This is a genomic window from Brevibacillus sp. FW301-21C12A (genome assembly GCF_058788915.1).
In genome coordinates this window covers 119,262-132,020 of the sequence record NZ_JBYTBG010000002.1, presented here as the reverse complement: position 1 = coordinate 132,020, position 12,759 = coordinate 119,262, and the positions used below count along the sequence as shown (strand labels likewise).

The following is a 12,759-nucleotide window of genomic DNA, read 5'->3' as shown; positions in this document are numbered from 1 at the left end:
AGCATGTAAAACATTACCACCAAGTGAGGAGAATCCTTATGATTCAATCGTTGTCGCGCTGGTTGTGGGGCAAAGAAGAACACGAAGCCGTTCCATTCGAGACAAAAAAATACGTCCGCAATGAAATGGAACAATTCATCATGAACGAGCCGGAGCACATGCTGCCGTACGCTCAACTGTAATTTCACTACCGAACCGATCGACCTTTTACCGATAAGCTGCCAGCCGTCTGGCGGCTTTTTTTGCTTGTTGCTGTAAGCGCTCTCGGATGTGCTACAATGTGAAAAAAACGGAGGGAATCGCATTGGTCGACTTTACGGAAAAATGGCTGCCGACTTACATCCGCCGCGATCTGGCGGTTTTGTTTTGCGGCATCAATCCCGGGCGCGTCTCGGCGTCGGCAGGCTTCCACTACGCGAACCCGGCGAATTTGTTTTGGCGCGGCCTGTTCGAAGGCGGGCTTACCCCCCGGCAACTGCGCCCGGAAGAAACCGCCCTGCTGCTTGAATACGATTACGGCATTACCGATCTCGTCTCGCGCCCTACCCGCTCGTCGCAGGACCTCACCCGCGACGACTTCGCGACAGGGGCCGAGCAGTTCGTCCAGATGATCCAGACCTATCGCCCGCGCGTCATCTGCTTTAACGGGATTACCGCCTTTCGCCATGCCACGGGCCGGAAGAAGGCGGCTGTCGCTCTCGGCTTGCAGCCGGAAAAAGCATTTGCCACAGATGACTGGGCTGGCAGCTATCTGTTTGTGATCCCGTCCACGAGCGGAGCCAACGCTTCCTTCACGCGCGCGGAGAGAATCGCCAAATTCGCCGAGCTCAGCGCCTTTTTGCGGGAAAAGAACTGGCATCCGCTGCCCTTGCCGCCCGGCTGAGCATTTTTGTGTCAACCGCTGTCTCTCTTGGCGTACTATAATCGTACGATCTTATACGCAAGGGAGGCGCAAACCGGATGGACGACCTCATCCGCAAGATCGAGCAAAAATACGCCCTGACTGTCATCCAGCACGAAAAGCTTAGGGAAACGCCCAAGTCGCTCGTCGTTTTTTTCGATACTTCCATCGGCAAGTTCATCGGCAAAGTATCGTATTTGCCCAAAGAGCGCCAGCATTTTATCCTGAACGCCGAAGCGCACCTGCGCAAACAAGGAATCCTCATCCCCGGTATTCAGCGGACGAAAAACAGCAAACGCTATATTATTTGGAAAGACAACCTGTTCGTCCTCCATCAGTGGCTGTCCTGGCCGAAGCTCGCCTACAACTCGCCGGGCAAGCTGGAGCAGGTCGGCGCTTTGCTCGGGCAGTTTCACAAAAGCTAGCTCGGCTTTACCTCCAAGCACGGCGAACTTTACAACGGCGCCAAAAAATGGTCGGAAGAATACAAAACGGACCTGGCCGCGCTGGAAAAATGGGAGCAACGGCACGCAGACAAGCAGAAGCCGCATTTCTCCACCATCGTCGAGTACCTCCCGTATTTTCGCCAGGCTGGACAGACGGCGCGCAAGCAACTGAATACGTCCGCCTATTTTGCCAAGTGGAAAAAAGCGCCGCTCAGCAAGCACTTCCTCTGCCACGGCGACTTCAACAACGGCAATTTGCTTGTGCGCAACAAACGAATCGCGATCATCGACTGGGAAGATGTCCGCTACGACTTTCCTTCCAAAGACATCAGCCGTGTGCTGTCGCTTGCCATGCGCAAGGAAGGGGCATGGAACAAGCAACTGTTTGCCTACCTGTTGCGCGGCTATTTGCGGGAAAACCCGCTGTCGGCCGAACAGCTTCACCTGCTGTTTGTCGACCTCGCCTTTCCGCATATAATGGAACGCTTTTTGCGCATGAAGCAGTACGAGCAAATGGATGCGGCGCACATCCAGCAATTTTGCACACGCGAATCCTTAAAGACTGCGTACATGCTGGACGAACTAAAAGCCCTCGCGTAAACGACAAAGGCTGTAGCCTGTCTTTTACGCGAGGGCCTGTTGGCATGTCGACAGAGAGTGGGCTTGGCGAGCGAAAGCCGTTACGGCTGCGCCGTTTTGACCAGCGCGCTCTGCTGGCGCACGTAGGCGATCAGCTCCGCTGCCATCTCGTAGTAGTTGAAGGGCGTAATCAGGTAAATGCCGTTGAAATAGCGGACAGCCGTATCGAGCAGCTCTTTCGCAATGGCGATCCCTTCCTGTCTGGCGGCCGGACCCTGCACCTTTTTCATTCGCTCCAGCGCTTCCGCCGAAAGCTTGATGCCCGGCACCTCGTTGTGCAAAAACTCGGCGTTGCGCGAGCTGGTCAACGGCATGATTCCGATAAAGACGGGAATCCCGATGTGCTTGGTCGCCTCGTGCACCTGCCGGATCGATTCGACGTCGTACACCGGCTGAGTCATGATGTAATCGGCCCCGGCCTCGACTTTCTTTTCCAGTCGGGCGACGGCTGCCGCCATGTTGCGGACGTTCGGGTTGAAGGCCGCGCCGACGATAAACTGGGCTTTTTGCTTCAGCGGACGTCCCGAGAACGAGACGCCTTCGTTCAGTTGCTTCACCATGCGGATCAGATCGAAGGAAGTAACGTCAAACACCGAGCTGGCCCCCGGCAAATCGCCGAAGCGCGACGGGTCGCCCGTGATGACGAGAATTTGGTCGATGCCGAGCGCGTGCAGCCCCATGAGGTGGGATTGCTGGCCGATCAGATTGCGGTCGCGGCAGGCGATGTGCAGCAGCGGGTCGATCCCGTGCCTGTTTTTCATCAGCGCGCCGAGCGCCATGTTGCTCATCCGCACAGTGGCGAGCGAATTGTCCGCCAGGGTGATCGCATCCGCCCCGGCCTTGTGCAGTTCGCAGCAACCGTCCAAAAACTGCTCGGCGTCGAGATCGCGCGGCGGATCAAATTCGACGATGATCGTCGTGCCTGTTTTGACCCGCTCGACAATGCTCGGCTTTTCCCGCTCGTGGGTGCTTTGCACGGAAATGTGCGGGCGCTCGACCAGGGCAACGGGCGGATTGACGCGGGCTTTCGGCTGTTGCGAAGCGAGCGCGTCTGCCATCGCCTTCACGTGCGCAGGAGTCGTTCCGCAGCAGCCGCCGATCAGGCGAACTCCCTGGTCCCTCAGGCGCAAGGCGCTTTCGGCAAAGTATTCGGGAGACGACTTGAAGGCGTACTCCCCGTCCGTCATGCCCAGCCTTCCTGCGTTTGGAAACGCCGACAGCAGCGAATCGTCCGGGAAGATCGTCCCTTCAAAAGAGCGCAAAATTTCAGCCGGACCCAAACGGCAGTTCAGGCCGATGATGTCAGCTCCTGCCTTTTTCAACTGCGGAAAAGCGTCTGTCAACGAGTAGCCGTCGCGCGTCCGCCCGACTTCGAGCGTCGCAAGCTGGGCGATGACCGGCACATCTGTCAACGGACGGATGACCTCAATCGCCAGCAATAGCTCCTCCAGATCGAGAAACGTCTCCAAAATCAGCGCGTCTGCGCCTGCGTGCAACAGGGCGATTGCCTGTTCCTCGTACTGGTCGCGATATTCATCCAGTACCTTTTTCTTGACCCGTCCGGCCAAAATCGAGCCGATGCTGCCCGCTACATACGCATCATCCTGTGCCGCCTCGCGGGCGATCGCCACAGCGAGACGGTTGATCCGCGCTACCTTGTGCTCCAGGCCGTAGCGGCTGAGCGCGTCGCGGTTCGCCGAAAACGTATTCGTCTCCAAAAGGCGCGCCCCCGCCTGATAGTACGAGGCATGAACCTCATGCACCACGCGCGGATTGGATAAACACAATTCTTCAAAGCTGACGCCAACCGGGGCACCCAGCGCATGTAGCTGGGTCGCCATGGCTCCGTCTCCGACCAGCAGGTGATCTTGCAAATAGTCCCGTAAGTCTTTCTTGCTCGTCGTCAACTCAATCCCTTCTCTCCCATTTCATTAGACGATCTATACTTCAAACACCGACGGACCCGCGTTAAAGTAGCGCGCTTCCGGGTGGGCAAATACCATCGCGGAGACAGATGCTTCCGGCTCCATCATGAAGCCTTCTGTCAACTGAACGCCGATATCCTCTGGCCGCAGCAGACGGAACAACTGCGCCTGGTCCTCCAGATTCGGGCAAGCCGGATAGCCGAACGACACGCGAATGCCTTGGTAACGGGCACCGAAGCGCTCCAGCATGGTCATCTCCGCCGGATCGGGAATCCCCCAGACGTCGCGCATCATGTGGTGAATCCGCTCGGCGAACGCCTCCGCCAACTCCAGAGCGAGCGCCTGCAAGACGTGCGAGCGCAAATAGTCGCCGCGCTCCTTCAGTTCCGTCGAACGCTCGCGGATACCGCCCCCTGCCGTCACAGTCAAAAAGCCGACGTAATCCATTTCCTTGCTCTCGACCGGGCGCAAGAAATCAGACAGACACAGATGCGGTTCCTCCGGCTGGCGCGGGAACGAGAAGCGCTCCAGCACTTTGCTGTGATCGTTTGGATCGTAGACGATAATATCGTTGCCGTCCGCTTGCGCCGGGAAAAACTGGTACACGCCGTGCGCAGTAATCGTTCCGCGCTGCTTCGCTTCCTTTAATAGTTCCTCGACCACGCCGTACAGCTCCAGCACTTTTTCGTCGCCCGCTTCGAGCAGCTTTTCCACATTGCCGCGCACGCCCAGATGCTTGCCGAGCAGCATGCGCAAGTTCAAGTACGGCTGCAAGTGGCTGATCGGGTATTGGCGCAGCACATGGCGGTCGCAATCCGGCGGCAGGTGGATCGGAACGGTTCTGCTGATGGCCGAACGCGCCGGGAGCGGAGCTTTTTTCTCCTGCACGACAGGCTGTGCAGCAGCGGCAGCAGCCGCTTCGGCCAAATCCTGCTGTTCCGCGATCAGCCGCTCGCGCTCCTCCGGGTTTTGCAGACGGTTGACGAGATCGAGGCCGTCCATCGCGTCTTTGGCGTACAGCACAACCCCGCGGTATTCAGGCGCAATCCGGTTGGAGGTGAACTTGCGGGTCAACGCCGCCCCTCCGACCATCATCGGCACGTCGATTCCCGCCGCACGCAAGTCCTGTGCGGTAATGACCATCTGCTGGGCCGACTTCACCAGCAGCCCGGACAGGCCGATCGCATCCGGCTTCTCTTTGCGGCAGGCGGCAATCAGTTGCTCAGGCGGCACTTTGATCCCCAGGTTCACGACGTTGTAGCCGTTGTTGGCCAAAATGATCTCCACCAGATTTTTGCCGATGTCGTGCACGTCGCCTTTGACGGTCGCCAGCAAAATTTTGCCTTTCGACGCGGAATCGCTCTTTTCCATGAACGGCTCCAAAAACGAGACGGACGCTTTCATGACTTCCGCGCTTTGCAGCACTTCCGCAACGATGAGCTGGTTGCCGTTGAACAGACGGCCGACCTCTTCCATCCCGGCCATCAGCGGACCGTTAATGATTTCCAGCGGCGTGTACTTTTCCAGTGCCAGCTTCAAATCGTCGACCAGGCCGTCCTTCGAGCCTTCCACCACATAGCGGGCCAGCCGCTCTTCCAGCGTCAGCGAGGAAGCTTCCACGCGCACTTCTTTTTTCTTCTGGCGGTAAAACTCCGTAAAGGCTGCCAATGTCTCGTCGTTTGTTTCAAACAGCAGCGCTTCCGCCAGCTTGCGCTCGTCCTCCGGGATCGAAGCGTAGCGCTCCAGCTTCTCCGTATTGACGATGGCAAAATCAAGTCCGGCGAGCGTCGTATGGTACAAAAACACCGCGTTGAGCACTTCGCGTCCCGCTGGCGGCAAACCGAAGGAAACGTTGCTGACGCCAAGAATCGTCTTGCACTGTGGCATCGCTTCTTTAATGAGGCGAATCCCCTCCACCGTCTCCCGCGCGGAGCCGATGTACTGTTCATCTCCCGTCCCTACCGGAAAGACGAGCGGGTCAAAAATGATATCCTGCGGCGGGATGCCGTACTGGTTGACCAATATGTCATAGGAGCGCTTCGCGACCTCAAGCTTTTTCTCGCGGGTGATCGCCATTCCGGCTTCCTCGATCGTCCCGACGACGACGGCCGCCCCGAACTTGCGGATTAGCGGAGCCACTTCTTCAAAGCGCTCCAGTCCGTCCTCCAGGTTGATCGAGTTGAGAATCGCTTTTCCCTGGGAATAACGCAAGCCCAGCTCCATCACTTTCGCGTCTGTCGAGTCGATCATGAGCGGAGCCTTGACCTTTTTCACGACGAACTGCAAAAACTTTTCCATGTCCGCATACTCGTCGCGATCCGGGTCAGCCAGGCAAATGTCGATGACGTGCGCCCCGCGCTTCACCTGGGCGCGGGCGATGTCGGACGCTTCCTCGTACTGCCCTGCTGCGATCAGATCGCGGAATTTTTTCGAGCCGATGACGTTCGTGCGCTCCCCGACCAGAAGCGGGCGATTGTCGTCCTCGACGTAGACGACCTCGATGCCGGATACGGCACTGACCGCCTGCTCTGTTGCCTGGCGCGGCTTGCAGTCTTTGAGCGCCTCCGCCATTGCCCGGATGTGGTCAGGCGTCGTTCCGCAGCAGCCGCCTGCCACGTTCAGCCAGCCTTGCTCGGCAAAAGCGCGCATTTTCGCAGCAAGTCCTTGCGGCGTCTCGTGGTAGTGCCCGTTTTCGTCCGGCAGCCCGGCGTTTGGATAGCAGCTTACCCCACATTGGGCCAAGCCGGACAACGTGCGCAGATGGTCGCGCATAAATTCCGGCCCTGTCGCACAGTTCAGGCCGATCGTCACGGGCTTCAGGTGCTCAAGCGAGATGTAGAACGCTTCAATGTTTTGCCCCGCCAAAGTCGTACCCATCGGCTCGATCGTTCCGGACAGCATCACCGGCAGTTCTACGTTCAGTTCTTCAAACGCCTGGCGAATGCCGATCCCGCCTGCCTTGACGTTCAGCGTATCCTGCGACGTCTCCAGCAACAGGACGTCCACCCCGCCGATAATCAACCCTTTTGCCTGGCGGTAGTACGACTCCACCAGTTCCTCGAAAGTGACGCCGCCTGTCAGTGCCAGCGTTTTCGTCGTCGGCCCCATCGCCCCCGCCACGTAGCGCGGCCATTCGGCTGTGGAGTAGGCATCGACTGCTTCCTTCGCCAGACGGGCAGCGGCGATATTGATTTCCAGGTCCTTGTCCGCGACATCGTATTCGGCCAACACGACCGAAGTCGCCCCGAATGTATTGGTCTCCACGATGTCCGCTCCCGCTTCCAAATATTTTTCATGGATGGAGCGAATCACATCGGGCCTGGTCAAATTCAGCAGCTCGTTGCAGCCGTCGTACGCTTCGCCGCCAAAATCATCGGCGGTCAGGTTCGCCTGCTGCAGCATGGTGCCCATCGCACCGTCCAGAATCAGAATTTTCCGGGAAAGCTGTTCGCGAAAAGTGGGTTTCATTGACGTGCTCCTTTTCTCCCTTGCGTCGGTTTATTCTCAGCCGTTTTTTGCATCAAAAAATCCTCTTCTTTGAAAGAAGAGGATTTGTCCGCGGATACACTTTGCGCCTGAACCATCCTCTCATCTTTCAAAGCACGTAGCTTTGCTGGAATTGGCACCGGATTTTAACCGGTTGCCGAGGCTTCATCAGGCCAGTCCCTCTGCCTCTCTTGATAAGAGTTGTTACTATGCTATTCATTTTTTGCTTTCAGGTTTGATGTTTGAAAGTATCTTAACACCGCGAAAAGTCTTCGTCAATTGAGAATTTGTCTATTCTTTACACTCTTCCCGCTCTTCTGCGCCCATTTTTGCGCATACCGGGCATTCGCCCACGCCAATCTGTGCGTTCGTGTATAGACTGTAGCATAACGGAAAGGAGGGGGAACAAACGTGAGTACATCTTACTGCGGACACGGCATCTTTGGAGACAGCTTCGCATTGGTGCTCGTACTGTTTATCCTGCTGGTCATTGTCGGGTGTTCGAACGACGACTGCTAAGTAAATGACAGGAAGAGGCTATCCCCCTTGCCTTGGCTTGAAGGGATAGCCTCTTTTTTCATGTCATGGACAGTGCGATCGCAGCCAGACCGCCTGCCGTAAAAGGCGACGCGCTCACGCTTGTCCACCTGGACGGTCAGGACGTCATACGGGACAGGCTTGCCGTTTTCCATCCGCTGGTCGCTGACGTTCATCCACGTTCTGTTGCGCCAATGCTCATCCGCATAAACCTCTGTCGCCTGGCGCTCGTAAACGTCGGCTTCTTCCCCCACCATCGTTTTCCAAAAGGCTTGCGCGACTTTTTCTGCTGCCGCAGGCGCGACCGTTGCCTTCTCGCCGCCATTGATCCAGCTACGGGCTTTTTGTGAGAAGCATCGTTAGTTAACTTTTTTCAACAGGATGGCACTTGACCGCTCTGCCTTCATTGTCAGAGCGAAACGCTTTTGCTATCATGAGGCTACCCAAACCGATGAAAGGAACGATCGACAATGGACGCTCTGCTCGCGCGTGAAAAGGACGAATTTCTGTCCTGTATAGAAACGATAAAAGAACTGGAAAGCTCCGAATTTGAAAGCTACTCCATCGTAAAGCATACCGAAACAGGAGAACATTATTTGCGCTACTTTTTGTCCCATATCAACCTGTCGGAAGGGGGCCGCAGGGACAACTACGATCACTTCCTGCCGATTGACTCCGATGACGTCCTGGGACTGATGTTCGGCGAGCAGCCGTACCGCTTCCCGGAAAACTGGCGCTCCCCCTACCTGCGCAGCGGCAACGACAATCGGCTCATTCCGTTTGATCCATCCGAAAACTACGATCTGGACGAGGAGGCGGCGGCCGAGCTGGCGATGGTGGAGCAACTGGAGCTTTACAAGCAGCAGTGGATGAACGCGGAAACTATGAGCGCGGAAGAAAAAGAAAAGCTGACGAAGCAATATTTCGCCGAGCTCGACAAGATTTTGAAAAAAGCCGAAGAGTAAGTTGCATCCTGGCACCAAAAACGGCTATAATGCTAGAGAAACAAGCGAATCGTTGATGAGGAAAGTACTCCTGGAATGAGGCTGTAGCGAGTCGGGGATGGTGGAAGCCCGATGCCGAACCACGCGAGGAAGCGCCCCTCGGAGATGCGGCCTGAACATCCGGCGAAGCAAATCGCGCCCGGATCGCGTAGGGTTTTGCCGGGCCTGCCCGTTACAGCAGCACAAAGCGGTTTTTGCCTGATGCACGCATGCAGGCGAAAACAACAAGAGTGGCACCGCGGGAGCACAACCTCTCGTCTCTTTTATCCAGGAGACGCGGAGGTTTTTTTGTTTTCTTTTGCGTCCCTTAAGCTTTTTCCCATTTTGAAAGGAGAATCACAATGAGCTACAAGCACCAAGTCGCGGAAAAAATCGCCGCTGCCCTCACCTCTCTCGGTGTGGACACCTTCCCAACAGAAACAGTTTACGGCATGCTGGAAACGCCGCCAAACCCTGCGATGGGAGATATCGCCTTCCCTTGCTTCCAGCTCGCAAAAGCGCTCCGCAAAGCGCCACCGATGATCGCCACAGAGCTTGCCGAAAAAATCGAAGGAGCGCCACTGCGCTCTGCCCAAGCGGTCGGCCCTTACGTCAACCTGTTTCTCGATCAGGAAAATGTGGCGGCGCAAGTGATCGGAACGATCCTTGAGCAAGGCAGCGCCTACGGCAGCAGCCAGGTAGGCCAGGGCCGCAAAGTGCCAATCGACCTGTCCTCGCCGAACATCGCCAAGCCGTTTTCCATGGGCCATCTGCGCTCTACCGTGATCGGAAACGCGATTGCGAACATCATGGAAAAACGCGGTTACCAGCCTGTGCGCATCAACCATTTGGGCGACTGGGGCACGCAGTTCGGCAAACTGATCGTCGCCTACCGTCTGTGGGGAGACGAGGAAAAAGTAAAAGCCGAGCCAATCAAGGAGCTGCTCAGCCTGTACGTGCGCTTCCACGAAGAAGCGGAAAAAGACCCGACTCTGGAAGACCAGGGCCGCGAATGGTTCAAAAAGCTGGAGGACGGCGACGCAGAAGCACAGCATCTGTGGAAATGGTTCCGCGACGAATCGCTCAAGGAGTTCATGAAAATTTACGAGTTGATGAACGTCTCCTTCGACTCCACGCACGGCGAAGCTTTCTACAACGACAAGATGGATCGCGTCGTCACCTTGCTGGAAGAAAAAGGACTGCTGACCGAATCGGACGGCGCCTTGGTCGTCAACCTCGACGAGTACAACATGCCGCCGTGCCTGATTAAAAAATCGGACGGTGCGACGCTGTACGCGACGCGCGATCTGGCTGCCGCCCTGTACCGCCACGAGACGTACGACTTCGCCAAAGCGCTCTACGTCGTCGGAAACGAGCAGCGTCTCCACTTCCAGCAACTGTACAAGGTACTGGAAAAAATGGGCTACGCCTGGTCCGCCGACATGCACCACATCCCGTTCGGCATGATGCTCAAGGACGGCAAGAAAATGTCCACCCGCAAAGGAAAAGTCGTTTTGCTGGAGGAAGTATTGGCACAAGCGATTGCCGACGTGCAAAAAGTGATCGAGGAGAAAAACCCGACGCTCGCGAACAAGGAAGAAGTTGCCCGCCAGGTTGGGGTCGGCGCTGTCATTTTCCACGACCTGAAAAACTACCGCCTGAACGACATCAACTTCTCCTGGGAAGAAATGCTCACCTTCGAGGGCGAAACCGGACCTTACGTGCAATACACGCACGCCCGCGCCTGCTCGCTTCTGCGCAAAGGCAACTACCAGCCGCAAACGACAGCGAGCCTCGTACCAGGCGCTTTGGACAGCAAGGAAGCATGGGCGGTCATCACCTTGCTGAACGGCTTCCCTGAGGTGATCGAACGGGCCAGCGACAACTTCGACCCGTCGCAAATCGGCAAGTACGTCATCGACCTCGCGCAGTCGTTCAACAAATTCTACGCCAACGTCCGCATTCTCGCGGAAGAAGAAGACGTGAAAGCTTCCCGCCTCCAGCTCGTGGCAGCGGTGGTGGCCGTGTTGAAAGAAGGGCTGCGCCTGCTCGGACTGGCAGCGCCAGAGGAAATGTAGGAAGCGCCGTTCTTTGACGCATGATCTGACCCAAAAGCCGGAAGCCTGCCTTGGCAAAAGGTGGCCCCGGCTTTTGCTTTTGGATGAAAAGCGCCTCGCGGGTAGTTGACTCATTTGTTTCGTGCCCTTTTTTCCAGCCTGTGCCATAATAGGAGAGGAAAGCAAGAAGGATGTGGCAAATACGGGCAACGGGCAGATTCCTTCCGTTTGACACCCCGGCTTAAGATAGCGGCTCCCCCGCAGGAACGCCTTGGCTCCACTCGGCAACAAACACATCCCGCTGTTCACACCTGGTCGCAAACAGGCGACCTGCTACAGAAAGCGAGACGGTAAACGATGAAAAAATTTCTTTTGCTCGCCACAAGCTTGCTGCTCGTGCTGAGCGTATTGACAGGCTTCGAGGCGAAGGCGGCAAGCGCACTGCCATCGTCTATGAACAAGCATGTCGTTCCCGTATCGAAAATGGAGTTGCCCCAAAAAACGGTTATCGGCTTTGGCGAAGCGACCCACGGCAACAAACAATTTACGACGCTCAAGCTGGACGTGTTTCGGCAACTGGTAGAAAAGCACGGCTACCGCGCCTTCGCCATCGAAGGCGACTTCGGCGGCGGCCAGAAGGTCGACGCCTACATATCCGGCGGAAGCGGGACAGCGCAAGAGGCGGCAAAAGCGCTCGGCTTTGCGATCTACAACACCGAGGAGATGGCAGCGCTGTTGTCCTGGATGCGCGCGTACAACGAACAGCGCGCTGACCGCGACCGCATCCGCTTTTACGGCTTTGACATGCAGCGCTACGACCAGAACAAACAAGCGCTGTTCGCCTATTTGCAAAAAGTCGATCCGCCCCTCGCCGCAACCTATGAAAAAGCTTTGGCAGCTTTGACCGATCAAACGCTGTCCGAACAACAGCCGGCCAAGGAAGGGCTTCCCCACATCCAGAGCTTGCTCGGCCGGATGAAAGCAAACAAAGCCGCCTACACCGCCAAAAGCTCCGAAAAAGACTACGAGCTGGCGTTAGCCTTTGCCGAGTCGATCAGACAAAACGCGATCCTGCACGGAACGAACGTCAACTACGGCAGCGCCCGCGATCGCTACATGGCGGAGCGCGTCATGTGGATTCTCGCGTTGGAAAAGAAACATTACGGCCGCGAGCGCCTGTTCATTACCGGACACAACGGGCACATTGAAAAGACGTCCACGACCACGGGCGTTGCAACCTGCATGGGGGCGTATTTGGCGAAAGCGCTCGGCGACCAGTATTACGCAATCGGCAGCGAATTTTATGAAAGCGCCTTTCTGGCCAAGGACGCCACTACCGACGAACGCAAGCTGTTTGCTGTCAAAAACGCCGGGGATCACCGCCTCGCCGTGCTGTTCGCGCGCACCAACCTGCCGGACGGCTTCCTGGACTTCGCCAAAACGCGGCAGGATGCCGATTTTTACGCCTATCTGAATCGTCCGCAGCCGATCAGCGCCATCGGCGACGTGTTTAGCGGCTGGTACGCGAGCATCGAGAACATGTACACGCTGCAAATGGTCCCGGCAAAAGCGTTTGATGCGCTCGTGTTCGTGCGGACGGCGACTCCTTCTGTCATGCTCGCGGACTGACGGCGTGCGAACGAAAACGTGCACCGGAACCATCCGCCTGCTTTCCGGTCGCTTGTGCGCAAAGCGCAAATGGCTCCGCTCCGCCCCAAGACGTCGCCCCGGATCACCAGCAAAAGAAAGCCCCGCCAGACCGCCACGAGCCGAGATCGACGTGGC

Annotated in this window: 10 protein-coding genes, 1 pseudogene, 1 riboswitch and 1 other annotated feature; of the genes and pseudogenes, 8 read left to right on the top strand and 3 right to left on the bottom strand. The window is 56.9% G+C overall.

All coding sequences use genetic code 11. The features are described from left to right. Nucleotides 1-38 precede the first annotated feature (38 nt). From AC3WQH_RS02210 to AC3WQH_RS02195, 4 genes and pseudogenes are all read left to right on the top strand, one after another. Nucleotides 39-182, top strand: a complete 144-nt coding sequence (locus tag AC3WQH_RS02210; RefSeq protein WP_005835081.1) for a hypothetical protein — start codon at nucleotides 39-41, stop codon at nucleotides 180-182. Nucleotides 183-304: 122 nt separating this feature from the next. Continuing rightward, nucleotides 305-883 (top strand): mismatch-specific DNA-glycosylase, encoded by a 579-nt coding sequence (locus AC3WQH_RS02205; RefSeq protein WP_026557033.1) that lies wholly within the window; start codon nucleotides 305-307, stop codon nucleotides 881-883. 77 nt (nucleotides 884-960) lie between these two features. After that, complete coding sequence (locus AC3WQH_RS02200) at nucleotides 961-1,326, top strand: hypothetical protein (RefSeq protein WP_492331887.1); 366 nt, start codon at nucleotides 961-963, stop codon at nucleotides 1,324-1,326. Nucleotides 1,327-1,368: 42 nt separating this feature from the next. After that, a pseudogene (locus tag AC3WQH_RS02195) lies at nucleotides 1,369-1,947 on the top strand (phosphotransferase); the annotation flags it as partial. Between the two features lie 80 nt (nucleotides 1,948-2,027). Here AC3WQH_RS02195 and AC3WQH_RS02190 read toward each other — a convergent pair. Both AC3WQH_RS02190 and metH read right to left on the bottom strand, forming a co-directional pair. Continuing rightward, entirely contained in the window at nucleotides 2,028-3,893 is a 1,866-nt protein-coding gene (locus tag AC3WQH_RS02190; protein WP_005835074.1) for a bifunctional homocysteine S-methyltransferase/methylenetetrahydrofolate reductase, read from the bottom strand. Nucleotides 3,894-3,926: 33 nt separating this feature from the next. Next, on the bottom strand, nucleotides 3,927-7,379 hold the full coding sequence (metH, locus tag AC3WQH_RS02185; RefSeq protein ID WP_005835072.1) for a methionine synthase: 3,453 nt from the start codon (nucleotides 7,377-7,379) through the stop codon (nucleotides 3,927-3,929). A 117-nt stretch (nucleotides 7,380-7,496) separates the two neighbouring features. Further along, nucleotides 7,497-7,598, bottom strand: a riboswitch (SAM riboswitch). A 210-nt stretch (nucleotides 7,599-7,808) separates the two neighbouring features. Here metH and AC3WQH_RS02180 point away from each other — a divergent pair. After that, complete coding sequence (locus AC3WQH_RS02180; RefSeq protein ID WP_005835070.1) at nucleotides 7,809-7,916, top strand: YjcZ family sporulation protein; 108 nt, start codon at nucleotides 7,809-7,811, stop codon at nucleotides 7,914-7,916. Here the strand turns inward: AC3WQH_RS02180 and AC3WQH_RS02175 are convergent. After that, a complete protein-coding gene (locus AC3WQH_RS02175) occupies nucleotides 7,913-8,191 on the bottom strand; it encodes a hypothetical protein (protein ID WP_007785156.1) in 279 nt (92 codons plus the stop codon). The genes AC3WQH_RS02180 and AC3WQH_RS02175 overlap by 4 nt on opposite strands. 213 nt (nucleotides 8,192-8,404) lie before the next feature. On the opposite strand from AC3WQH_RS02175, the gene AC3WQH_RS02170 reads away from it, so the two are divergent. The 3 genes from AC3WQH_RS02170 (at nucleotide 8,405) to AC3WQH_RS02160 (ending at nucleotide 12,603) form a co-directional block, all read left to right on the top strand. Continuing rightward, the gene (locus tag AC3WQH_RS02170) at nucleotides 8,405-8,899 is read left to right on the top strand and encodes a hypothetical protein (RefSeq protein ID WP_005835067.1); all 495 of its coding nucleotides are present in this window, start codon (nucleotides 8,405-8,407) and stop codon (nucleotides 8,897-8,899) included. A 43-nt stretch (nucleotides 8,900-8,942) separates the two neighbouring features. After that, nucleotides 8,943-9,203 (top strand) — a binding site (T-box leader). A gap of 76 nt (nucleotides 9,204-9,279) precedes the next feature. Next, a complete protein-coding gene (gene argS / locus AC3WQH_RS02165; RefSeq protein WP_007785153.1) occupies nucleotides 9,280-10,995 on the top strand; it encodes an arginine--tRNA ligase in 1,716 nt (571 codons plus the stop codon). 336 nt (nucleotides 10,996-11,331) lie between these two features. Continuing rightward, nucleotides 11,332-12,603, top strand: a complete 1,272-nt coding sequence (locus AC3WQH_RS02160; RefSeq protein WP_492331886.1) for an erythromycin esterase family protein — start codon at nucleotides 11,332-11,334, stop codon at nucleotides 12,601-12,603. Nucleotides 12,604-12,759 lie beyond the last annotated feature (156 nt).

Bases quoted from the DNA above. Each gene is read 5' to 3' on its own strand.
- AC3WQH_RS02210 (WP_005835081.1), top strand. From the start codon at position 39: ATGATTCAATCGTTGTCGCGCTGGTTGTGGGGCAAAGAAGAACACGAA.
- AC3WQH_RS02200 (WP_492331887.1), top strand. From the start codon at position 961: ATGGACGACCTCATCCGCAAGATCGAGCAAAAATACGCCCTGACTGTC.
- metH (WP_005835072.1), bottom strand. From the start codon at position 7,379: ATGAAACCCACTTTTCGCGAACAGCTTTCCCGGAAAATTCTGATTCTG.
- AC3WQH_RS02175 (WP_007785156.1), bottom strand. From the start codon at position 8,191: ATGGTGGGGGAAGAAGCCGACGTTTACGAGCGCCAGGCGACAGAGGTT.
- AC3WQH_RS02170 (WP_005835067.1), top strand. From the start codon at position 8,405: ATGGACGCTCTGCTCGCGCGTGAAAAGGACGAATTTCTGTCCTGTATA.
- argS (WP_007785153.1), top strand. From the start codon at position 9,280: ATGAGCTACAAGCACCAAGTCGCGGAAAAAATCGCCGCTGCCCTCACC.
- AC3WQH_RS02160 (WP_492331886.1), top strand. From the start codon at position 11,332: ATGAAAAAATTTCTTTTGCTCGCCACAAGCTTGCTGCTCGTGCTGAGC.